Here is a 21,338-nt window from a genome sequence, read left to right as displayed (position 1 = left end):
CCGGGCGGTTCGCGCCGTCAGCCCTTATTTATAGCACACCTTGCGCGCCGCCGCAGCGATGCGGGCGGAATCGATCAGTGCCAACTTCTCGAGGTTGGCAGCATAGGGCAACGGCACGTCCTCGTTGCACACCCGAAGCACCGGCGCATCGAGGTGGTCGAAGCCTTCCTCCATGCAGATGCTGATGATCTCGCTTGCGATCGAGCAGGTCGGCCAGCCTTCTTCGGCCACGATCAACCGGTTGGTCTTGGCGAGGCTATCCAGCACAGTTTGCTTGTCGAGCGGGCGAAGGGTGCGCAGGTCGATCACTTCGGCATCGATCCCCTCGTCCGCCAACGTCGCCGCCGCTTCAAGCGCCATGCCGACACCAATCGAATAGCTGACGATGGTCACGTCCTTGCCTTCCCGCACGATCCGCGCCTTGCCGATGGGCAGGACGTAATCCTCGACGTCGGGCACGTCGAAGCTGCGGCCGTAGACCAGCTCGTTTTCGAGGAAGACGACCGGGTCCTCACAGCGGATCGCGGCCTTCAACAAGCCCTTGGCATCGGCGGCATCGTAAGGCGCGATGACGATCAGGCCCGGAACGCTGGCATACCACGGGCCGTAGTTCTGCGAGTGCTGCGCACCGACGCGGCTCGCCGCACCATTGGGGCCGCGGAACACGATCGGGCAGCGCATCTGACCGCCCGACATGTAATTCGTCTTCGCTGCCGAGTTGATGATGTGGTCGATCGCCTGCATCGCGAAGTTGAAGGTCATGAATTCGACGATGGGCCTGAGGCCTCCCATCGCCGCGCCCGTACCGATCCCGGCAAAGCCGTACTCGGTGATGGGCGTGTCGATCACGCGCTTCGGGCCAAATTCCGCCAGAAGCCCTTGGGTGACCTTGTAGGCACCCTGATACTCGGCGACTTCCTCGCCCATCACGAAAACGCGCGGGTCAGCGCGCATTTCCTCGGCCATCGCGTCGCGCAGCGCCTCGCGCACGGTGGTGCTGACGAGTGCCGTCCCTGCCGGTATGGCGGGATCGGCGGCCGGGGCAGCCGCAGCGGGCTTCTTCTCGGCCTTGAGGGCCGGAGCCGGAGCCGGAGCGGGCGTCGGAGCAGACGCCGGTTCTTCCGCAGCAGAAGCGGGAGCAGGCGCAGCCGCTTCCCCTTCCCCCGCGATCAGCGCAATGACCGCGCCAACCGCGACATCTTCCGTCCCGGCGGCGACCAGAATCTTTTCCAGCACGCCTTCATCGATCGCTTCGAATTCCATCGTCGCCTTGTCGGTCTCGATCTCGGCGAGGATATCACCCGGTTCGATCCGGTCGCCTTCCTGCTTCAGCCACTTTGCGAGCGTGCCCTGCTCCATGGTAGGCGAGAGCGCCGGCATCTTGAGTTCGATCGACATGGCTCAATACTCCTCCACCAGAACATCGGTGTAGAGTTCGGCCGCACCCGGCTCAGGCGAGGTTTCCGCAAAATCGGCGGCTTCGGCCACTTCGGCGCGGATCGCCTTGTCGATCGCTTTCAAATCGTCCTCGGTCTTGCCTGCTTCGATCAGGGTCTTCTTCAGTCCCTCGATCGGATCGTGATGGTCACGCTGTTCCTGCACTTCCTCTCGGCTGCGGTACTTAGCGGGATCGGACATGGAGTGGCCGCGGTAGCGATAGGTGTTGCACTCCATCAGCACCGGGCCCTTGCCCGAGCGGACATGGGCGAAAGCGACTTCGGCCGCAGCGCGCACTTCGAGCACGTCCATGCCGTTCACTTCCATCCCCGGAATGCGGAAGGCGGTGCCGCGGCGGTAGAAACGGGTTTCGGCGGACGAACGCTTGGTCGCGGTGCCCATCGCGTACTGGTTGTCCTCGACAACGAAGACGATGGGGAGGTTCCACAAGGCGGCCATGTTGAAGGTTTCATAAACCTGGCCCTGGTTCGCCGCGCCATCGCCGAAATAGGCAAGGCACAGGCCGCCGTCCTCGTTGTACTGATGCGCGAGCGCGAGCCCGCCGCCCAGCGCCACCTGCGCGCCGACGATGCCGTGGCCGCCGTAGAACTTATGCTCGGTCGAGAACATGTGCATCGACCCGCCCTTGCCGCGCGAAATGCCGGATTCGCGGCCCGTCAGCTCGGCCATGATTACCTTGGGATCGATCCCGTAGGCGAGCATGTGGCCGTGGTCGCGGTAACCGGTGATGACGCTATCGCGGTCATTGTCGAGCGCCGATTGCAGCCCGATCGCGACGGCTTCCTGCCCGATATAGAGGTGGCAGAACCCGCCAATCAGGCCGAGCCCGTAAAGCTGGCCCGCTTTCTCCTCGAAGCGGCGGATCAGCAGCATCTGGCGGTAGAATTCGAGCATCTCTTCCGGAGAAGCGTCATAGCGCTTCTTGGCCTCGAAGGCGGCTTGCAACGAATGGAGCATGAAATCGGCGTCGTCCGCAGCGGTTGCGGACTTCTTTGCAGGCTGTTTGGCCAAGACAAGTATCCCTCTCTCTGGCGCACTCATGGGGAGGAGAAGCGCATCGTGGTTCTATAGGCAGGGAGATAAGGCCCGCGCAACGCCAAGCCGTAAGGGTAACCGCTCACGCATACGAAATCAGGTGAGCGGAGCCGATGGCCCGACGTCAGTCTTCGAGCGTGATCACGACCTCATCTTCGCGCATCACGCCGAGCTGATCGCGCACCAGCTCACTGGCCAGATCGGGATCGGCGGCCTCAGGATCGAGGAGCATCACACGATTGCGCAGTGCGTCGCGCTTCGCCGTCAGCTGCGCGATTTCGCTCTCACGCGCTTCAAGCGCGGCAGCGTTCTCGCTCCAGGCGAGCAGGCCGGTCGGACCGGCCACAGCCACGCCCGTCAGAAGCAGCAAGGCACCAAGGGCACCAAACCGCTTCAGCCTGTTTTCAGATCCTGATTTGCGCATTGCCGCGAATGATCCCTCGTCCGTTGCGTCGGACAGAATCACATCTGCTCGCCCTCTGCAAGAACAATGCGACACAATGGGACACAATGCATGCAATTCGTTGGGGATTGCGGGCCTCAGTAGCTGCGCGGCAGGCCCAGCACATGTTCGGCGAGGTAGGAGAGAATGAGGTTGGTCGAGATCGGCGCGACGGTGTAGAGTCGCGCCTCGCGGAACTTGCGCTCGACATCATATTCTTCGGCGAATCCGAAGCCGCCAAAGGTCTGCACGCACATGTCGGCCGCCGCCCAGCTGGCTTCGGAGGCGAGCAGCTTGGCCATGTTGGCCTCCTCGCCCGGATTGCCGCCCTCGTCATAAACCTGCGCGGCGTGGTGCACCATCAGCTCAGCGGCCCGCATCTGCGCGTAACAACGGGCGATCGGGAACTGGACGCCCTGGTTCTGGCCGATGGGCCGGGCGAACACGCTGCGATCCTTGGCGTAACCGGTGGCCTTCTCGATGAACCACTTGGCATCGCCAATGCACTCGGCGGCGATCAGGATGCGCTCGGCATTCATGCCGGAGAGGATGTAGCGGAAGCCCTTCCCCTCCTCGCCCACCAGGGCCGAGGCGGGTATGCGCAGGTCGTCGAAAAACACCTCGCAGGACGAGTGGTTCATCATCGTGCGGATCGGCTTGACCGTCATGCCACCCGCCAGCGCGGCCTGCATATCGAGGAGGAAGATCGAAAGGCCCTCGGTCTTGCTCGCCACTTCCTCGCGCGGCGTGGTGCGGGCGAGCAGCAGCATCAGGTCGGAATGCTCTGCGCGGCTGGTCCAGATCTTCTGGCCGGTGATGATGTACTCGTCGCCTTCCCGGACTGCGCGGGTCTTCAGGCTGAGGGTATCGGTGCCGCTGGTGGGCTCGCTGACGCCAAACGCCTGTAAGCGCAACTCGCCGCTGGCAATGCGCGGCAGATAGGCCGCCTTCTGCTCGGGCGAGCCGTAACGCAGCAGCGTGTTCATGATGTACATTTGCGCATGCGCGCTGGACCCATTGCATCCTGACGCCTGAATCTCCTCCATGATCACGCAAGCCGCCTCCAAGCTGAGGCCGCTGCCGCCATGCTCGACCGGGATCAGCGCGGCGAGGAAACCTGCCTTGGTCAGCGCGTCGACGAATTCCGCCGGGTACGCCCGCACCGCATCCTTGGCGCGCCAGTATTCCCCCGGAAAACCATCGCACAGGCTGCGCACCGCGCGGCGGATTTCGGCGATTTCCTCGGGTTCGTGGCGGGACATCGACAAGCCTTCTCTCCTGCAATCGGCGGGTGGCTTGCCCGCTCCTCGCTGGCAAGTCCACCTCATCAATTTGGGTGCTTTGAGCAAGACGGCGAGCATGGCAATCCCGTTTCGATCTGCTACCCACCATGGTGATGGGAGAAACCGCCATGCAAATCATCACGCACGATCCGGCGCGCTTTGCTGCTTTGCCTGATTATCCGTTTGCCGAAAACTGGCTGAGCATCGACCTGGGTGAGGGGTTGTCGGCGCGGATGCATTATCTCGACGAAGGGCCGAAGGACGCCCCTCCCCTGATCCTGTTTCACGGCGAGCCGAGCTGGAGCTATCTCTATCGCAAGATGATCCCGCTGCTGGTGAAGGCAGGGTTCCGCTGCCTTGCCCCCGACCTCATCGGCTTCGGCAAGAGTGACAAGCCGGATGACCCCGCTTTCTACACCTATGCGCGCCACGTCGACTGGCTCAAACAATGGCGCAATGCGGAGGTGCCCGAGGTCGCCGGGCTGTTCTGTCAGGACTGGGGCGGCTTGCTGGGCCTGCGCATCGTCGGGCAGGAGCCCGAGCGCTTTGCCTTTGTCGTCGCGAGCAACACCTTCCTCCCCACCGGCGGCGGCAAAGCCTCGCCGGGGTTTCTTGCGTGGCGGGCCTTTGCCAAGTCCTCGCCGGACTTCAAGATTGGCGGGATCATGGACCGTGGCTGCCAGAGCGAACTCAGCGCGGCCGAGATTGCCGCCTATGATGCCCCCTTCCCCGATGAACCCAGCAAGGCCGGCGCGCGCGCCTTCCCGCAACTCGTGCCGGTGGAAGATGACAAGGACGGAGTGACTGACAATATCGCTGCGTGGGAAGGCCTCGCCGCCTTCGACAAGCCGTTCCTGACCCTGTTCGGGGAGAATGACCCCGTGCTCGGCCAAGCAGGGCCGCTGCTTTCCAGACGCATCAAGGGCGCCCAGGGCCAGCCCCATGCGATGCTTTCGAAATGTGGCCACTTTAGTCAGGAAGATCGGCCGAACGAGTTGGCACAAGGGGTGATCGACATGGCGCGTCAGGCCGGTTTCCTGACTTGACCCAGCCCACGCCCGCCCCCGCCTACCTCACCCGCACGCAAGAGCGGGCGCTGGCGCTCACCATCGCGGTGGTGACGGCGAACGCCTATTACATCCACCCGATCATCGGCGAGGTCGGCCGCGCCTTCGGTGTTGGCGAGGCGGAGATCGGCCTGGTGCCGGCGCTCAACCAGTTGGCGCTGGCGCTGGGAATCCTGCTGCTGCTTCCGCTGGGCGACTTCTATTCGAACCGACGGCTGTGCCTCCTGTTCGTCGCCGCACAGACCCTATGCCTTGGCGGCATGGTGCTGGCGCAGCATGTGGTGCTGTTTACCGCTGCGTCCACCATGCTCGGCTTCGTCACCATCGCGCCCTATCTGATCCCCGCCTTCGCCTCGAAACGTGTCGCGCCCGAGCGGCTGGGACAAGTGACCGCACAGCTGACCGCCGCAGTAATTTTCGGCATTCTGGTTGCGCGGGTCGGCGCAGGGATCATTGCCGAGCACGCCGATTGGCACACGGTCTATGTCGCTGCGTTCGGGTTGATGGCGGCAGTGACCGCCTTCCTGCCCATCGCGATGCGCAGCGAGCCTGCCGCACCCAAGCAATCTGAGGCCCGTTATGGCGCGCTGATCGCTTCGGTGTTCACGCTGGCGGCCAAGCACCCTGACATGCGGATTTCAGCCACGATCCAAGGCCTGAACTTCGCGATTTTCACCGCCACCTGGCTGGCGCTGGCGCTGCACCTTACTAGCCCCGCCATGGGCTATGGCACGGATGATGTCGGCTATCTCGCGGGCGTGGCGGCGATAAGTGTCTTCACCACACCAAGGCTGGGGCGCTGGGCGGATAAAGTCGGACCGCGCAAAGCACGGCTGACGGCAGCGGCCGTGCAGATTTTTGGTATCGCGCTGTTCTATCCGCTTGGCTTCAGCATCTGGGGCGTGCTGGTGCCGCTGCTGGTGGTCAACATGGTCGGGCCGACCATTGATGTGACCGGGCGCATGACCCTGTTCACCCTCGCCCCAGACATCCGCACGCGGCTGACCACTTCCTACATCGTGACGATGTTTGTCGGCGGCGCGATCGGTAGCGCGCTGGGCACGGCGGTGTATGACTTTGGCGGTTGGGGTGGCACCTGCGCGCTGATGCTGGCCATGTCGAGTGGGGTGCTGGGCCTGGCTCTCCATGCCGAGCGGCGCTGGCATCGGCTGCAAGCATAGTGGTGACCCCGGCGCGATTCGAACGCGCGGCCCCCAGATTAGGAATCTGATGCTCTATCCGGCTGAGCTACGGGGTCCCGAGGCGAGCAATAGCAGCGTGAGCGTAGGGCGCAACATCGGCCCGTAGAACCGCTAGGCGAAGGGCCTCAAGCAGGGCAGCGATAGGCCAACAAGAGCGCCCGCCCGCAGGGGGCGCAGCTATGTTGCGCGTCTAGCGAGGACCGCATCGCGGAGGCGATGCGCAAGATAAACGCGTGTCAATTCAACTTTTCGGGCGGCGCCACGGGGAACGGCAGCGGAGCCACCGGCACGCCCTCTTCGATCAGCGCCTTGGCTTCGGCCAGACTTGCCTGCCCGTGGATCGGGGCTTCGTCCCGCTCGCCATAATGCATCTTGCGGGTTTCCTCCGCGAATTTGTCGCCGACCCATGTGCTGTTCTTGAGTGCAGCCGCCTGCGCTTTGGCCAATGCGGCGAGCGCCTTCTGCACCTCGGCCGACATTGGCGTGTTGGCGACCTGCCGCGATGCCTCGGGCGGCACAACATCCTGCCGGCTGTTGCCCTTGGCAGGCACGGCCGGGGCCATCGGAGCCTTGCTTACCTCGGCCGAGCCGCAGGACGGGCACGCGAGCAATCCGCGCGCTTGCTGATCTGCGTAATCGGTCGAGGAGGCAAACCAGCCCTCGAAGCGGTGGCCTTCATGGCAGGATAGGTCAAAAACGATCATCGCACGTCAGGATGTGGCAATTGGGCGGCGGTTGGCAAGAGCGGGCACCTGCGCGCGAACTGCGGCGATGCGGCTAAGGTCGATATCACAAAACGCCAGGCCGGGCGCATCGCCGCCCATGTCGAGCAAAACCTCACCCCACGGATCGACGACGAGGCTGTGGCCATAGGTCTCGCGCCCGTCCTCGTGGCTCCCCACCTGCGCGGCAGCAATCACGAAAGCGCTCGCCTCGATCGCGCGGGCGCGCAGCATCACGTGCCAGTGAGCCGCGCCGGTGGGCTTGGTGAAGGCGGCTGGCACGGCGATGGCATCGCAGCGACGGTTGCCGAGTTCCCCGAACAAGGCGGGGAAGCGCAGGTCATAACAGACCGCAAGGCCGAGCAGTCCGACGGGCGTGTTCTCGACGCTCACGACCGCGCGCCCCGGTTCATAGGCATTGCTTTCCCGCCAGGTCTCACCCGTCGCCAGTTCGACATCGAACATATGGATCTTGTCGTAGGTCACCGGCTGCGCGGCGCCGGGGGCGAACAGCATTGAACGGTTAGCGTTCTTGCCGTCCGGCACAGCCACAGCCATCGAACCAAGCGCGATGGTCAGACCTGTCTCGCGCGCCAGCTCGGCCAATCGAGGGACAAAAGGCGATTTGTCCTGCGGGACGATATAATCAGCGGCGCGCGTTCGGTTGCGATCAAGCAGCAGCGACATTTCAGGCGTGAAGAGCATCTCCGCCCCGCCGTCGCGCGCGGCGTGGGCGGCATCAAGGATGCAATCGAAATTTCGGCCCGGATCGATCCCCGAGCACATCTGCAGAACCGCAATCTTCGGCATTAGCCCGCCAGCAATGCGTCGAGCTTGCCCGCGGCTTCGAGCGCGGCGAGATCGTCGGACCCACCAACATGCACATCGCCGATGAAAATCTGTGGCACCGTCATCGCGTTCGGCGCGCGGGCGAGCATTTCGTCGCGTCGTGCGCCACCCATGGTGATGTCATGCTCTGTGAAATCGGCACCCTTTTGCGTCAGCAGCCGCTTGGCGCGCACGCAGAAGGGACAGGCGAACTTTGTGTAGATATCGATCTGTGGGCTGGCCATAGGTCCCTCTTGCCAAATGCTCTTGAAAGCGCGGGTTGGTAAACCAGATAAGCGGTGTCGCCGCGTTTCGCCAGTCTTGGGAAACGGTAACGGCGACAAGGCGGGTGCTGCATCCGGCAGGCCCGCATCCGAACCAAATTGCTCAACTCAGAGGATTTGCAACTATGTCCCGTTTTGATTTCACCCCCTACCGCCGCTCCACCGTAGGCTTTGATCGCCTGTTCGACCTGCTCGAAAACCAGGCGCGCCTGAATGCCGGCGACAATTACCCCCCCTTCAACATTTCGCGCCGCGGTGAAGACAATTACCGCATCACACTCGCTGTGGCGGGCTTCCGCCCACATGATATCGACATCACCGCGCAGCAGAACCTGCTCGTCGTGCAGGGTCGCAAGCGCGACGAGGTTGAGGACGGCTCGGAGCTGATCCACGTCGGTATCGCCAACCGCGGCTTTGAACGCCGGTTCGAACTGGCCGACTTCGTCCGGGTAGAGCGTGCTGATCTGGCCGACGGCCTGCTGATTATCGACCTGGTGCGCGAAGTGCCCGATGCGATGAAGCCCCGCAAGATCGCAATCGGCGGCACCACGACGCTCACCGCCGTCCCGACCAACGAAGGGGACGATACCGCCAGCGCTGCCTGAGGCACGCCCGGTTCATTCCGATCACCAAACTGAAAGGGGGCGGGTCTTGCGATCCGCCCCCGCGGCCTAAGCCGCCTCGTCTGAACCTATCCGTCCGGGTCGCAGAAGACGGACAAGACCAGACAAGCATGTTTCATAGAGACCCGCCAAAGCTGAATCGAATCACAGTATGTTTGTAAAACAGCAATCCGATAGACTCAGCGCAATTGTCCCTAGAAAATAGTTAAATCTACCCCCCGTCTAATGCGGAAAGGCAACAACGCGCAAGGCTTATCTGCAAACCTTGTAAGGAAGGGAAAGCGCAAGTCCCGCTTGTGAAACAAAGGATTGCAAAGCCTTGCTAAACATCGGTGGCGTTCGATCGAGGGTCGGGTGAACGGCGGCGGCACAGACCAGCGCGAGCGCTATGAAAAGTGACAGGGCCTCGACTTAAACGAGTCGCGACTGTTCCAGCGCCGCTGCGATGAACCCGGCAAACAGGGGGTGCGGATCAAAGGGCCGCGATTTCAACTCCGGGTGGAACTGCACGCCCACAAACCACGGATGATCGGGCCGCTCGACGATTTCGGGCAGCAGCCCATCGGGCGACATGCCGGCAAAGATCAGACCCTGCTTTTCCAGCGGCTCGATGAAGGCGCTGTTGACTTCGTAGCGATGGCGGTGGCGTTCGGAGATGACCTCGGCCCCGCCATAGATCTGCGAAGTGTGGCTGTTGGGGCTGAGTTTGGCCGGGTAGGCCCCCAAACGCATCGTACCGCCCAGATCGCCGCCTTCGGCGCGGCTTTGGAGGCCTTCCTTGCTCATCCACTCGGTGATGATGCCGACCACCGGGCTGTCCGTCGGACCAAACTCGGTTGACGAAGCATCAGCAAAACCGGCCGCGCGCGCGCCTTCGATACAGGCCATTTGCATCCCGAGGCAGATCCCGAAGAACGGGACGTTGCGTTCCCGCGCGAAGCGGACGCTCGCGATCTTGCCTTCGCTTCCGCGCTCGCCGAAGCCGCCCGGGACGAGAATGCCGTGCATCGGTTCCAATGCGGCGATGATCTGCGATTCGTCGTCGCCTTCGAAGATTTCGGCGTCGATCCAGCGGATGTTGACCTTGACCCGGTTGGCGAGACCGCCATGCACCAGCGCTTCATTGAGGCTCTTGTAGGCGTCCTGAAGGCCGACATATTTGCCGACCACAGCGATGGTCACTTCGCCTTCGGGGTTGAACTGGCGGTCGGTCACATCCTCCCACGCCGAAAGGTCGGGCGCGGGCGCATCGGTGATACCGAAAGCGCGGAGAACCTCGGCGTCGAGGCCTTCTGCATGATATTGCTGCGGCACCGCATAGATCGAAGGTGCGTCCAGGGCCTGGATCACCGCTTCGGTTCGCACGTTGCAGAACTGCGCGATCTTCCGGCGATCGCTCTCAGGGATCGGATGCTCCGCGCGGCACAGCAGGATATCGGGCTTGATCCCCAGGCTGGCAAGCTCGCGCACCGAGTGCTGGGTCGGCTTCGTCTTCAGCTCCCCTGCGGCCTTGATGTAGGGCACCAGCGTCACATGGACCGATAGGGTCTGGAGCGGTTCCAGTTCGTTTCTGAGCTGGCGGATCGCTTCCATGAAAGGCAGCGATTCAATGTCGCCGACTGTGCCGCCGATCTCGCACAGGATGAAATCGTGATCGTCCTGATCGGCCAGAGCGAACGCCTTGATCTCGTCGGTGACGTGCGGGATCACCTGCACCGTCGCGCCGAGATAGTCGCCGCGCCGTTCACGCGCGATAATATCGCGGTAAACCCGGCCCGAGGTGATATTGTCGCTCTGCCGCGCGGAAACGCCAGTGAAGCGTTCGTAATGCCCGAGATCGAGATCCGTCTCGGCCCCATCATCGGTCACATAGACTTCGCCGTGCTGATACGGGCTCATCGTGCCCGGATCGACGTTGAGATAGGGATCGAACTTGCGGATGCGGACCTTGTAGCCACGCGCCTGCAAGAGGGCCGCCAGTGAGGCTGCCATGAGACCTTTGCCGAGCGAGGAGACCACGCCGCCGGTGATGAAAATGTACCGCGCCATGGGATTTGGGCCTTAAGCAACAGGAGAGATTCGGGGCAAGCGAATTGCGCCGCACAGGATGCGCGCCATCCACAGTCACGTCGATTTTATGGCCGCAGGGCAGCAGCGCGCCGCCCCTTGCGGACGATTACTGGCCGGCCGGAGCCGCAGGTGCCGGTGCAGCGGGCGCAGGCGCCGCCTCGTTCGGGGCGGGAGCGGGATCGGCCAAAAGGTCAGGCACGGCCGGAGCGGCGGCGCCGGGAGCATTGCGGTCAAGCGTGCTCGTCACCCCGCCGACACGGCTTTCACGCACAGCGAGCGCGGCCAGAACGATCGAAAGCGTCACGAATGCAATCGCCAGCCACTTGGTCGACCGGGTCAGGAAATCCGCCGCACCGCGCGCGCCAAATGCCCCGCCAGGGCTGGAGCCGATGCCGAGCCCGCCGCCTTCGGACCGCTGCATCAGCACGACGGCGACCAGCGCGGCGGCCACCAGGGCCTGGATCACGGTGAGGAAGATGAACAAGGACATGAACGATTCTCGTGGCCAAGGGCGATGGATCGCCCGATTGCATTGCTTGCGCGCCATGTAGGGGCGCAAGGCCTGCGCGGCAAGCCCGCACCGCCCTGTCGCCCGTCACAGCATGGATGCGCTCAGTTCTCGAACGGCTCGCTTGCGGCAAGGGCGATGCCCATAAAGCTGTCCGCCGTCAGACTTGCCCCGCCCACCAAGGCACCGCCGACGTCGGGGACAGCAAAGATCGCAGCGGCATTCTCGGGCTTGACCGAGCCGCCATAGATGATGCGCACGTCGCGCCCCTGTTCTTCGCCGAACAGCTCAACCAAGAGCGCGCGGATCGCGCCGTGCATTTCGGCGATATCGTCGGTAGTGGCGGCCGTGCCGGTGCCGATCGCCCAGATGGGCTCATAGGCGACCGTCAGCTTGTCACCAATCTCGGCGGGCATTTGGTCGGCTGGGGGGAGCGAGGCCATGAGCTGCTTCTTCACAAAGGCCACCGCCTTGCCCGATTCGCGGGTTTCCGCGCTCTCGCCGCAGCACATGATGATCCGCAGGCCCGCTGCCAAAGCGGCTTCGGCCTTGGCGCGCACGCGGGCATCGCTTTCATTATGTCCGGTGCGGCGTTCGGAGTGGCCAAGGATCACGAACTTCGCGCCCGCATCGGCAATCATCGCCGCCGAGATATCGCCGGTATGGGCGCCGCCATCTTCATGGTGGCAGTCCTGCGCGCCGACGGCGATCTGTTCGGCCTCACGGTGGATCGGATGAATAAGGGTGTAAGGCGGCGCGAGCGCCACCTCCACCTTCATGTGACGCTGGGCTGCACGGTCGATCGCACGCGCTTCGGACAGCATCGCGCGGGTGCCGTGCATCTTCCAGTTTCCGACGATATAGGGTCGGCGGTTCATGACTTGTCCTGCACTTTATAGAATTGAGAGGGATAGCCCTGGGCGGGTTATGATTCTGTGCTCGCTGTAGTGCCCGGGGCCCGCGTCCGCTAGCCGAGGAAGCCGGACTAGTCAAAACGCGCAGCCACCTGTTGCCGTGGGGTCGCAGGGCCTCTAAAGCGCCCGGACAACGCGAGTGATCGCGGTGTGCGCCAAGGACGCTTGCGTCCGGCCATCAGCCAGCCTCGGATGGGTCAATTACGCCATGTTTTCGTTTTTTCGCCGCTTTTTCCAGTCGAAGATCGGGCTCCCGATCTTTCTCGCTTTCCTGGGTCTGATGGCGCTGGCCTTCGTGGCTTCGGACCTCGGCAACACGAATTTCGGCGGCGTGACCAATACGGACCGCATGGCTGTGGTGGGCGGCGAAGCCATTCCGATCTCCGACCTAACCGTCTCTGCAAACAATGCGCTGACGCAGGTTCGCCAGCGCAACCCGACGCTGACCATGCAGCAATTCATCGCTGAAGGTTCGCTCGACGAAGTCGTCAGGCAGATGATCGACCGCTTCGCCGTGGGCCAATATGGCAAGAACTATGGCCTGCGCGCGGGCGAAAACCTCGTGAACAGCGAGATTTTGCAGATCCAGGCCTTTCAGGGCCTCACCGGGCAGTTCGACCAGCAGGCCTATCTCGCCGCCCTCGGCCAGCGCGGTCTGACCGACGCGACCTTCCGCCGCGACCTCGCGATTGATCTGATCGAGCAGCAATTGCTCCGCTCGGCCGTGTCGGCGCCGCGCCTGCCGGAAAAGGTCGCACGCCAATATGCCGCACTGGTGCTGGAAAAGCGCAAGGGCGAGATCGCTCTCATCCCCAGCGCGGCCTTCGCGCCTGCCGGAAACCCATCCGAGAGCCAGCTGACAGCTTGGTATAACGACAACCGTGCCCAGTTTGTCCGCCCCGAGCGGCGCACACTCCGGTTTGCGGTGTTCGGCACGGACACGCTCAAAGTCAACGCGACCCCCACCCCGGCTGAGATCGCCGAGCGGTTCAAGCGCGACGCCGCGAAGTATCAGGCGAGCGAGAGCCGCATCGTCTCCAGCTTTGTCGTGCCGACCGAGGACGCGGCCAAGGCGCTCACCGCCCGGATCCGCGCCAGAGCCTCGCTTGAAGCGGTCGCACGCGAAGCGAACTTTACCGCCTCACGCTCCCCGGCACGCACCCGCGAAGCCATGGCGAGCGCCACCAGCTTTGCCTTTGCCCAGGCTGCCTTCAAGGCGAGCGAGGGCGGCGTGGTCGATCCGGCACAGGGCACGCTCGGCTGGTATGTCGCGCGGGTCGACAAGATCGAGCGCGCCCCGGCTCGCACCTTGGCACAGGTCACGCCGGAACTGACCGAACAGCTCACCACCGAAAAGCGGGCCGCCGCAATCGCCGACCTCACCGCGGAAATCGAAGCCGAAATCGACGGCGGCACGGCGCTGGCCGAAGTGGCCAAGGCCTATGGCCTCAAAGTCGAGACCACCCCGGCGCTGCTGGCAGACGGGCGCGCCTTCGGGCAGCCACAGGTGCAGATCGTCCCGCAGCTCGCCCAGGTGCTCGAAGCCGCCTTCCAGATGGAGGAAAGCGAGCCGCAACTGGCGCAGGTCGAAGCCGAGCAATTCGTGATCTTCGAAGTCGCCCGGGTCGATGAAGCGCGCGCCGCGCCGCTCGCCGAAGTGCGCGAAGCTGCTGTCGCCGGGTGGAAGCGCAGTCAGGGTGCGGTCCTCGCCAAGCAGGCGGCGGACCGGATCATGGCGAAGGTGCGGGCCGGAACGCCACTCGCCGCGGCGATGGCTGCCGAGAACAAGCCCGGTTTCGAGCGTGAGCAGATCAATCTGGAACGCCGCGAGCTGCTCGCCAGCCAGCGTCAACGGGTTGCGCCGCCGCTGGTGCTGCTGTTCAGCATGGCCGAAGGCACGGTGAAATCGCTCGAAGGTCCGCGCGGGCTGGGCTGGTATGTGGTCGCGCTGGAGGACATCAGCACCCTTCCGCTCGATCAGGAACCCGATCTCGTCGTCCAGACCCGTCAGCAGCTCGGCGCGGCGCTCAGCGATGAATATCGCGCGCAGGCGGCGGCCGCCATGCGCAAGTCGCTGGGCGTGACCCGCAACGAGCCCGCCATCGCGGCGGTGCGCAAGCGGCTCTCGGGCGAACAGTAAGCGACTGGCGGGCTGGCGTCGTGACTGCACCCCTTTCCGGCGCTGCCGCAGGCCTGCCCGAAAACGCCGCCGCGGCCACCGCCATGCTGGCCGAGGGGCGCGCGGCGCTGGTGTGGCGGCGGATCATTGCCGACAGCGACACGCCCGTGGGCGCCGCGCGGCGGCTGATCGTGCCGGGCCGCGGCGACTTCCTGCTGGAATCGGTGGAAGGCGGCGAAGTGCGGGGGCGTTACAGCTTGCTCGGGCTCGACCCTGATCTGGTGTTCCGAGCCAAGGGCAACGCGGCCGAGATCAATCCCGACTGGCGCACCGACCGCGCGGCCTTCACCCCCTGCCCCGGCGACGCGCTTGGAGAACTGCGCGCGCTGGCGGCGACCTGCCGCATCGACCCGATGCCGGACGGGCTACCGCCCGCGCTCGCGTGCCTTGTCGGCTATCTCGGTTACGAAACCATCGGGCTGGTCGAAACACTGCCCCGTGCGGCCGACAGCCCGCTCGATCTGCCCGACATGCTGTTCGTGCGGCCCACGGTCATCCTGGTGTTCGATGGCCTCACCAACGCGCTCTTCGCGATCGCGCCGATCTGGGAAGCGAGCGATCCTGCCGCCGCCGTTGAACGCGCGGGCGAGCGGATTGACGCGACCCTCAGCCAGCTCGGTCAGGCCATGCCGCCGGCCGCCACCGATGCGGTGCCCGACAGCTTACCCGATCTCGCCCCCGTCATCGCGCCTGACGATTACAAGGCGATGGCCCTGCGCGCCAAGGACTACATCCTCGCAGGCGACATCTTCCAGGTGGTGTTGGCCCAGCGCTTCACCTGCCCCTTCACCCTCCCCCCGCTGGCGCTCTACCGCGCTCTGCGGCGGGTGAACCCCTCGCCATTCCTCTATTTCCTCGACCTTCCGGGCTTCGCGCTGGTGGGATCGAGCCCCGAGATTCTGGTCCGCGTCCGCCCCAACGACAAGGGCGATGCCGAAGTCACCATTCGCCCGATTGCCGGCACGCGCCCCCGCGGGGCCACGCGCGAAGAGGATGTCGCCAACGAAGCGAGTTTGCTCGCCGACCCCAAGGAACGGGCCGAGCATTTGATGCTGCTCGATCTCGGACGAAACGACGTGGGCCGGGTCGCGGCGGCGGGGACGGTGGAAGTCACCGACAGCTTCACGATCGAGCGTTACAGCCACGTCATGCACATCGTCAGCAATGTCATCGGCAATCTCGCACCCGACAAGGACGCGCTGGACGCCCTTTTCGCCGGCTTTCCGGCAGGCACCGTGTCAGGCGCGCCCAAGATCCGCGCGTGCGAGATCATCGCCGAGCTCGAACCCGAGACCCGCGGCGCCTATGCGGGCGGCGTCGGCTATTTCGCGCCCGATGGCAGCCTTGATAGCTGCATTGTTCTGCGCACCGCGGTGGTGAAGGACGGCGTGATGCATGTGCAGGCGGGCGCAGGCATCGTCGCCGACAGCGATCCCGATTACGAACTCGCCGAATGCCGCGCCAAGTCCGGCGCGTTGATCGCCGCCGCGCGTGAGGCTGTGCGGGTTGCCGGCGAGCCGGGGTATGGCCAGTGACGCGCCTCGGTCTCATTGCTGCCTCACTGCTCCTGGCCCTCTCGGCGTGTTCCGAGGCACCTGCGGGCGACGCAGTGGTCACCGTCAACCTCGATGGGTCGCCGGTCGCACAAGGCGCATCGCCGTCGTCCACGCCAAGTGAGAATGGCGGACCGTCCGCTTGCCGCAGCGTGACCTTCGAGACCGTCCCGCTCACCCATTGCATTGCCGATCCCGCCACCCACGCGATCACCATGGCCAACCTCGGCGCGGACAAGCAGCCCTTCGGCTCGCTCTCCGCCTTTGCGGGCAGCGTCGATCCCAAACGTGTCGCCTTTGCCGTCAATGGCGGGATGTATGGCGATGATCTCAAGCCCATCGGCTACTTCGTCAAGAACGGCGAGCGGCTGGGCGAGCTCAACCGTGCAACCGGCGAGGGCAATTTCTACATGAAGCCCAATGGGGTTTTCTTCGGCACCGGCAAGACATGGCGCGTGTTGGGGAGCAACACCTTCTTCGAGACTGTGGGCGACCGGCCGGACTTCGGCACGCAATCCGGCCCGCTCTTGCTGATCGATGGCAAGCTCCACCCCGAGATTCAGGATGACGGCCCATCAAAGGCGATCCGTAATGGCGTGGGCGTGGATGCGTCGGGCAAGGCGCATTTCGTGATCTCCGATGCGCCGGTCAGCTTCGGGCAATTGGCGCGTTTCTTCCGCGATGAACTGAAGGTCGCGACCGCGCTCTACCTTGACGGGCAAGTGTCGAGTCTGTGGGACCCGGCAAGCGGGCGGCAAGACAAGGGCCGCGTCGGCCCGATCATCGTGGTGACAAAACGCGAGAAGGCAGCCGCAGAATGATTCTCGTCATCGACAATTACGACAGCTTTACCTTCAACCTCGTCCATTACCTGATGGAGCTGGGGGCCGAGGTGCGCGTGGAGCGCAATGACGCGCTGACCGCTGCCGAGGCGCTGCGGACCAATGCGGCCGGGTTCCTCATTTCACCCGGCCCTTGCACCCCCAACGAGGCGGGGATCAGCCTCGATCTGGTCGCCGCCTGTGCCGATGCCGGCAAACCGCTGATGGGCGTGTGCCTCGGCCATCAGGCCATCGGTCAGCATTTCGGCGGCACGGTGCAGCGCGGCGGGCTGATGCATGGCAAGACCTCGCCAGTGACGCATGACGGGACGGGCGTGTTTGCCGGCCTGCCTGCGCCCTTCATCGCGACGCGCTACCACAGCCTTGAGGTCGTGAATGTGCCGCCTGAGCTGATCGCCAATGCCCATGCCGAGACGCCCGGCGCGGACCACCTCAGCGTGATGGGTTTCCGCCACGAGAGCCTGCCCATTCACTCGGTGCAGTTCCACCCCGAAAGCATCGCCACCGAACATGGCCATGCGCTGCTGGCCAACTTCGTGCGGCTCTGCGGTCTCGAGCCGGTGATGCCCGCGAGGCTGACGGCATGACCACCCTTCCCGATGTCGCCGCACCCCTCAGCGAAGCTGAGGCCGAAGCGGCCTTCGGCGTGCTGCTCGACGGCGCACCGTCAGAGGCCGAGATCGAAGCCTTTCTCGTTGCCCTGTCCGGACGCGGCGAGACGGCGGACGAAATCGCAGGCGCGGCGCGGGCGCTGAGGGCACGGCTGATCCCGATCAACGCCCCCGAAGACGCCATCGATGTCTGCGGCACGGGGGGCGACGGGCATCACACCTTGAACGTCTCGACCGCCGTCAGCCTCGTGGTCGCTGCCTGCGGCGTGCCGGTCGCCAAGCACGGCAACCGCGCAGCCTCGTCGAAAGCGGGCGCGGCGGATACGCTGGAAGCGCTCGGCCTCGACATGGACGCCGCCGGGCGGACGGCGGAACGCACCCTCGCCGAAATCGGCATCTGCTTTCTCTTCGCCAAGAACCATCACCCCGCGATGGCGCGCATCCAGCCCATCCGCCTGAAAATCGGCAAGCGGACGATTTTCAACCTGATGGGGCCGCTGTCGAACCCGGCGAAAGTGACCAGCCAGCTGATCGGCATCGCCCGGCCCGCTTATGTTCCGATCTATGCGGGCGCAATGGCGCGGCTTGGCACCGGCAAGTCTCTGATCGTCTCGGGGGACGAAGGGCTTGATGAATTGAGCCTCGCGAGCGGCAACGAGGTGGCGGTGGTCACCGGCAACGCCTTCACGATGGAGCGCCTCGACGCGAGCATCGCAGGGCTGCCCCATGCCCCGATCGAAGCGATCCGCGGTGATGATGCGAAGCACAATGCGGCGGCACTGAAAGCGCTGCTAATGGGCACACCTGGCCCCTATCGCGATGCGGTTCTGCTTAACGCGGCCGGTGCGCTGACTGTGGCGGGACGCGGCGCGGACTGGCCAGAACGTGCTGCGATGGCCGCCGAGGCGCTCGATTCCGGCGCGGCAATGGGGCTGCTCGAACGCTGGATCGAAATGGCAAAGTAACCCCACCCGTTCGCCCTGAGCTTGTCGAAGGGCCGTACTTTCTCTTATCTGCCGCTCGAAGAGAAACGGTGCTTCGACAGGCTCAGCACGAACGGTAGTTTTTTAAGTGAACAAGCTCGAAGAAATCTGCGCCACCAGGCGCGAGGAAGTTGCCGCCCGAAAGGCTGCGACCACCACCGCCGCGCTGGCCAACCTCGCCGCCGCGCAGACGGCCCCGCGCGGGTTCGAGGCTGCCTTGCGTGCACGCGCTGCCACGGACTACGCGCTGATTGCCGAGATCAAGAAGGCGAGCCCGTCCAAAGGCCTGATCCGCGCCGATTTCCACCCGGCCGCACACGCCACCGCCTATGAAGCAGGGGGTGCAGCCTGCCTTTCGGTGCTGACCGATGCGCCCTATTTCCAGGGGCACGAGGATTACCTCGTCGCCGCCCGCGCCGCCTGCGCCCTGCCCGTGCTGCGCAAGGATTTCATGGTCGACCCGTGGCAATGTCTCGAAGCCCGCAGCATCGGTGCCGACGCGATCCTGATCATTGTCGCCGCGCTGGAAGACAGCGCCATGGCCGAGATCGAGAGCGCGGCGCGCGATCACGGCATGGACGTGCTCGTCGAAGTTCATGACGAGGTCGAGATGGAGCGCGCCGCGCGCGTGCTCACATCGCGCCTGATCGGGGTCAACAACCGCGACCTCAAGACCTTCACCACCAGCCTCGCCATCACCGAACGCCTCGCGCCGCTCGCGCCTGAAGGCACCCTGCTGGTGGGCGAGAGCGGGATCAACTCCCATGCGGATTGCCAGCGGCTCGAAGCGGCAGGGGTGCGCACCTTCCTCGTCGGCGAAAGCCTGATGCGTGCTGATGATATTGCGAGTGCCACCGCCGCGCTGCTCAGGCCACAAGCGCACGCATGAGCAAGCTCACCCACCTCGACAGCGACGGCGCGGCGCATATGGTCGATGTGGGCGGCAAGCCGCAGACGCATCGCCGCGCGGTCGCCTCGGGACGGATCACGATGTCGGCCGAGGTTCTCGAAGCGATCCGTCACGGCAACGCGCCCAAGGGCGACGTGCTCGGCACCGCGCGTATCGCCGGGATCATGGCAGCCAAGCGCACCGGCGATCTCATCCCTCTGTGCCACCCGCTCGGGCTCGAGGCTGTGAGTGTGGAATTTGCCTATGAGGACACTGGCGGCATCTGGGCCATCCGCGCCACCGCCACCGCGTCCCTGACTGGGCGTACCGGCGTGGAAATGGAAGCGATGACAGCGGTTTCTGTCGCACTCCTCTCGATCTACGACATGGCCAAAGCGATCGACAAGGGCATGGTCATCTCCGACATCCGCCTGATTGCCAAGTCTGGCGGCAAGTCGGGTGACTGGAACGCGCCTCTTTGAGCGAGCTGCTGGGCCTCGAACAAGCGCAGGCCCGCCTGCTGGCGCTGGCTCCGCTGCTGCCGCTGCAATCGGTCCCGACCGAGGCGGCGCTGGGCCGCATCATTGCCGAGGATATCCGCGCCGCCCGCACGCAGCCCCCTGCGGACCTGTCGGCGATGGACGGCTATGCCCTCACCCCGGACGAAGGACCATGGACGCTGATCGGCGAGAGCCGCGCCGGCTCGCCCTTTCCCGGCACGCTTGCTCCCGGCAAATGCGTGCGGATCTCGACCGGCGCAATCGTGCCCCCGGGTGCGGACCGGGTGCTGCTTCAGGAAGACGCCGTGCGCACCGAAAGCGCCATCACCGCCACCGAAATGCCCCCGCCCGGTCGCCATATCCGCTTGGCCGGGTTCGACTTTTGCAGCGGCGACCTGTTGCTGACCCGCGGCACGCGCATCACTGCGGGTCGCATGGCGCTGGCGCTCGCCGCCGGGCATGGGCAGGTCACGGTCACCCGGCCTGTCCGCGTCGCGGTGATGGACAGCGGCGACGAGCTGGCGAGCGACCCCGCCAACTGCCTCCCGCACCAGATCCCGGCCAGCAACGGCGCGATGATCGCCGCCATGATCGCGCCTTTGGGCTGCGAGGTTATCCGCATAGGACCCGTCCCCGATGACCGCGCCGCGCTTGCCGCGGCACTGGCACAGGCCGAAGCGGCCGACATCCTCATCACTTCGGGCGGCGCATCCGTCGGCGATCATGACCTCACCAAGCCGGCGCTGACCGATTGGGGCGCGCAAATCGCTTTTTGGAAGATCGCGATCAAGCCGGGCAAGCCGCTGCTGGTGGCAACGCGCGGACATCAGGTGATCCTCGGCCTGCCGGGCAATCCGGTGTCGAGTTTCGTCACCGCGCTGTTGTTTGCGTTACCGCTGATCCGCGCCAGTCAAGGCGATCCCGAGCCGCTGCCCCGCCCCGAAATCTTGCGTGCAGGCGAAGACCTGCCCGCCATCGGGCCCCGGCGCGAATTTCTGCGCGCGGTCCGCGATGGCGACAAGGTACGGCTCGCCGGATCGCAGGACTCCTCGGCACTGTCTGCATTGGCCGAGGCCGATTGCCTGATTGACCGCCCTGCGCATTCGCCGTCCCTCCCGGCGGGGGAGCCCGTTCTGGTCTACAAGCTCCAGAATGGCTGAAATGCGCGGGTTTGGCGCAGGGTGCGCTTGACACCTCCCATCGAGTTGCCTAATTGTTCCTTGTTCGTTCACCTTAATGGCGGATCGAACGTGCATGCAACGCACCATGCGCTAAACCGCGCGGGTGCCTCTTGGAGCACAAGTGGGACTGGCGCTTGGCCGATGGGCTGGGCGTGAATGCGACC

At 64.8% G+C, this 21,338-nt stretch carries 21 protein-coding genes and 1 tRNA gene; 11 read left to right on the top strand and 11 right to left on the bottom strand.

Going from position 1 to position 21,338, the window contains the following annotated elements:
* Positions 1-24: 24 nt before the first annotated feature.
* The 4 genes from ACLBKT_RS05635 to ACLBKT_RS05620 all read right to left on the bottom strand — a co-directional run bounded on the left by ACLBKT_RS05635 (position 25) and on the right by ACLBKT_RS05620 (position 4,197).
* Entirely contained in the window at positions 25-1,398 is a 1,374-nt protein-coding gene (locus ACLBKT_RS05635; protein WP_410181969.1) for a pyruvate dehydrogenase complex E1 component subunit beta, read from the bottom strand.
* Between the two features lie 3 nt (positions 1,399-1,401).
* The gene (gene pdhA / locus ACLBKT_RS05630; RefSeq protein ID WP_410183653.1) at positions 1,402-2,415 is read right to left on the bottom strand and encodes a pyruvate dehydrogenase (acetyl-transferring) E1 component subunit alpha; all 1,014 of its coding nucleotides are present in this window, start codon (positions 2,413-2,415) and stop codon (positions 1,402-1,404) included.
* 202 nt (positions 2,416-2,617) lie between these two features.
* Entirely contained in the window at positions 2,618-2,917 is a 300-nt protein-coding gene (locus tag ACLBKT_RS05625; RefSeq protein ID WP_410181968.1) for an FtsB family cell division protein, read from the bottom strand.
* A 116-nt stretch (positions 2,918-3,033) separates the two neighbouring features.
* Entirely contained in the window at positions 3,034-4,197 is a 1,164-nt protein-coding gene (locus tag ACLBKT_RS05620; RefSeq protein WP_410181967.1) for an acyl-CoA dehydrogenase family protein, read from the bottom strand.
* 149 nt (positions 4,198-4,346) lie between these two features.
* On the opposite strand from ACLBKT_RS05620, the gene ACLBKT_RS05615 reads away from it, so the two are divergent.
* Together ACLBKT_RS05615 and ACLBKT_RS05610 are read left to right on the top strand one after the other, a co-directional pair.
* Positions 4,347-5,264, top strand: a complete 918-nt coding sequence (locus ACLBKT_RS05615; RefSeq protein WP_410181966.1) for a haloalkane dehalogenase — start codon at positions 4,347-4,349, stop codon at positions 5,262-5,264.
* A complete protein-coding gene (locus tag ACLBKT_RS05610; protein ID WP_410181965.1) occupies positions 5,261-6,466 on the top strand; it encodes an MFS transporter in 1,206 nt (401 codons plus the stop codon). The genes ACLBKT_RS05615 and ACLBKT_RS05610 overlap by 4 nt, the downstream gene beginning before the upstream one ends.
* Here the strand turns inward: ACLBKT_RS05610 and ACLBKT_RS05605 are convergent.
* From ACLBKT_RS05605 to grxC, 4 genes are all read right to left on the bottom strand, one after another.
* A tRNA-Arg gene (locus ACLBKT_RS05605) sits at positions 6,467-6,543 on the bottom strand.
* Between the two features lie 180 nt (positions 6,544-6,723).
* Complete coding sequence (locus ACLBKT_RS05600) at positions 6,724-7,191, bottom strand: DUF1178 family protein (RefSeq protein ID WP_410181964.1); 468 nt, start codon at positions 7,189-7,191, stop codon at positions 6,724-6,726.
* A 6-nt stretch (positions 7,192-7,197) separates the two neighbouring features.
* The gene (locus tag ACLBKT_RS05595) at positions 7,198-8,019 is read right to left on the bottom strand and encodes a carbon-nitrogen hydrolase family protein (protein WP_410181963.1); all 822 of its coding nucleotides are present in this window, start codon (positions 8,017-8,019) and stop codon (positions 7,198-7,200) included.
* On the bottom strand, positions 8,019-8,282 hold the full coding sequence (gene grxC / locus ACLBKT_RS05590; RefSeq protein ID WP_301749408.1) for a glutaredoxin 3: 264 nt from the start codon (positions 8,280-8,282) through the stop codon (positions 8,019-8,021). The genes ACLBKT_RS05595 and grxC overlap by 1 nt, the downstream gene beginning before the upstream one ends.
* A 164-nt stretch (positions 8,283-8,446) precedes the next feature.
* On the opposite strand from grxC, the gene ACLBKT_RS05585 reads away from it, so the two are divergent.
* Complete coding sequence (locus ACLBKT_RS05585) at positions 8,447-8,926, top strand: Hsp20 family protein (protein WP_410181962.1); 480 nt, start codon at positions 8,447-8,449, stop codon at positions 8,924-8,926.
* A gap of 429 nt (positions 8,927-9,355) precedes the next feature.
* Here the strand turns inward: ACLBKT_RS05585 and ACLBKT_RS05580 are convergent, their stop codons facing one another.
* From ACLBKT_RS05580 to tpiA, 3 genes are all read right to left on the bottom strand, one after another.
* Positions 9,356-10,993, bottom strand: a complete 1,638-nt coding sequence (locus ACLBKT_RS05580) for a CTP synthase (RefSeq protein WP_410181961.1) — start codon at positions 10,991-10,993, stop codon at positions 9,356-9,358.
* Between the two features lie 127 nt (positions 10,994-11,120).
* Positions 11,121-11,504, bottom strand: coding sequence for a preprotein translocase subunit SecG (gene secG, locus ACLBKT_RS05575; protein WP_410181960.1), 384 nt, complete (start codon positions 11,502-11,504; stop codon positions 11,121-11,123).
* Positions 11,505-11,626: 122 nt separating this feature from the next.
* On the bottom strand, positions 11,627-12,400 hold the full coding sequence (gene tpiA, locus ACLBKT_RS05570) for a triose-phosphate isomerase (RefSeq protein ID WP_410181959.1): 774 nt from the start codon (positions 12,398-12,400) through the stop codon (positions 11,627-11,629).
* Between the two features lie 244 nt (positions 12,401-12,644).
* Here tpiA and ACLBKT_RS05565 point away from each other — a divergent pair, with 244 nt between their 5' ends.
* The 8 genes from ACLBKT_RS05565 to ACLBKT_RS05530 all read left to right on the top strand — a co-directional run bounded on the left by ACLBKT_RS05565 (position 12,645) and on the right by ACLBKT_RS05530 (position 21,153).
* Complete coding sequence (locus tag ACLBKT_RS05565) at positions 12,645-14,576, top strand: SurA N-terminal domain-containing protein (protein WP_410181958.1); 1,932 nt, start codon at positions 12,645-12,647, stop codon at positions 14,574-14,576.
* An 83-nt stretch (positions 14,577-14,659) separates the two neighbouring features.
* Positions 14,660-16,150: an anthranilate synthase component I family protein gene (locus tag ACLBKT_RS05560; protein ID WP_410183652.1), complete on the top strand. Its 1,491-nt coding sequence runs from the start codon at positions 14,660-14,662 to the stop codon at positions 16,148-16,150.
* Between the two features lie 170 nt (positions 16,151-16,320).
* Entirely contained in the window at positions 16,321-16,989 is a 669-nt protein-coding gene (locus ACLBKT_RS05555) for a phosphodiester glycosidase family protein (RefSeq protein ID WP_410181957.1), read from the top strand.
* Positions 16,986-17,597, top strand: a complete 612-nt coding sequence (locus tag ACLBKT_RS05550) for an anthranilate synthase component II (protein ID WP_410181956.1) — start codon at positions 16,986-16,988, stop codon at positions 17,595-17,597. Before ACLBKT_RS05555 ends, ACLBKT_RS05550 begins: the two co-directional genes overlap by 4 nt.
* Complete coding sequence (trpD, locus tag ACLBKT_RS05545; protein WP_410181955.1) at positions 17,594-18,586, top strand: anthranilate phosphoribosyltransferase; 993 nt, start codon at positions 17,594-17,596, stop codon at positions 18,584-18,586. The genes ACLBKT_RS05550 and trpD overlap by 4 nt, the downstream gene beginning before the upstream one ends.
* A 106-nt stretch (positions 18,587-18,692) precedes the next feature.
* On the top strand, positions 18,693-19,493 hold the full coding sequence (trpC, locus tag ACLBKT_RS05540; RefSeq protein WP_410181954.1) for an indole-3-glycerol phosphate synthase TrpC: 801 nt from the start codon (positions 18,693-18,695) through the stop codon (positions 19,491-19,493).
* Complete coding sequence (moaC, locus tag ACLBKT_RS05535; protein ID WP_410181953.1) at positions 19,490-19,975, top strand: cyclic pyranopterin monophosphate synthase MoaC; 486 nt, start codon at positions 19,490-19,492, stop codon at positions 19,973-19,975. The genes trpC and moaC overlap by 4 nt, the downstream gene beginning before the upstream one ends.
* Positions 19,972-21,153, top strand: a complete 1,182-nt coding sequence (locus tag ACLBKT_RS05530; protein WP_410181952.1) for a molybdopterin molybdotransferase MoeA — start codon at positions 19,972-19,974, stop codon at positions 21,151-21,153. Before moaC ends, ACLBKT_RS05530 begins: the two co-directional genes overlap by 4 nt.
* The last annotated feature ends 185 nt before the right edge of the window (positions 21,154-21,338 follow it).

This window comes from Erythrobacter sp. W302b, assembly GCF_046452395.1.
In the GTDB taxonomy this organism is placed as follows: Bacteria; Pseudomonadota; Alphaproteobacteria; order Sphingomonadales; family Sphingomonadaceae; genus Erythrobacter.
Note: the sequence above shows the minus strand (reverse complement) of the source record. Positions and strands in the feature narration are given on the sequence as shown.

Bases quoted from the DNA above. Each gene is read 5' to 3' on its own strand.
- ACLBKT_RS05615 (WP_410181966.1), top strand. From the start codon at position 4,347: ATGCAAATCATCACGCACGATCCGGCGCGCTTTGCTGCTTTGCCTGAT.
- ACLBKT_RS05560 (WP_410183652.1), top strand. From the start codon at position 14,660: ATGCTGGCCGAGGGGCGCGCGGCGCTGGTGTGGCGGCGGATCATTGCC.
- ACLBKT_RS05595 (WP_410181963.1), bottom strand. From the start codon at position 8,019: ATGCCGAAGATTGCGGTTCTGCAGATGTGCTCGGGGATCGATCCGGGC.
- ACLBKT_RS05600 (WP_410181964.1), bottom strand. From the start codon at position 7,191: ATGATCGTTTTTGACCTATCCTGCCATGAAGGCCACCGCTTCGAGGGC.
- moaC (WP_410181953.1), top strand. From the start codon at position 19,490: ATGAGCAAGCTCACCCACCTCGACAGCGACGGCGCGGCGCATATGGTC.
- ACLBKT_RS05550 (WP_410181956.1), top strand. From the start codon at position 16,986: ATGATTCTCGTCATCGACAATTACGACAGCTTTACCTTCAACCTCGTC.
- ACLBKT_RS05580 (WP_410181961.1), bottom strand. From the start codon at position 10,993: ATGGCGCGGTACATTTTCATCACCGGCGGCGTGGTCTCCTCGCTCGGC.
- ACLBKT_RS05635 (WP_410181969.1), bottom strand. From the start codon at position 1,398: ATGTCGATCGAACTCAAGATGCCGGCGCTCTCGCCTACCATGGAGCAG.
- secG (WP_410181960.1), bottom strand. From the start codon at position 11,504: ATGTCCTTGTTCATCTTCCTCACCGTGATCCAGGCCCTGGTGGCCGCC.
- pdhA (WP_410183653.1), bottom strand. From the start codon at position 2,415: ATGCTCCATTCGTTGCAAGCCGCCTTCGAGGCCAAGAAGCGCTATGAC.
- ACLBKT_RS05620 (WP_410181967.1), bottom strand. From the start codon at position 4,197: ATGTCCCGCCACGAACCCGAGGAAATCGCCGAAATCCGCCGCGCGGTG.
- trpD (WP_410181955.1), top strand. From the start codon at position 17,594: ATGACCACCCTTCCCGATGTCGCCGCACCCCTCAGCGAAGCTGAGGCC.
- grxC (WP_301749408.1), bottom strand. From the start codon at position 8,282: ATGGCCAGCCCACAGATCGATATCTACACAAAGTTCGCCTGTCCCTTC.
- ACLBKT_RS05625 (WP_410181968.1), bottom strand. From the start codon at position 2,917: ATGCGCAAATCAGGATCTGAAAACAGGCTGAAGCGGTTTGGTGCCCTT.
- ACLBKT_RS05585 (WP_410181962.1), top strand. From the start codon at position 8,447: ATGTCCCGTTTTGATTTCACCCCCTACCGCCGCTCCACCGTAGGCTTT.
- ACLBKT_RS05565 (WP_410181958.1), top strand. From the start codon at position 12,645: ATGTTTTCGTTTTTTCGCCGCTTTTTCCAGTCGAAGATCGGGCTCCCG.
- tpiA (WP_410181959.1), bottom strand. From the start codon at position 12,400: ATGAACCGCCGACCCTATATCGTCGGAAACTGGAAGATGCACGGCACC.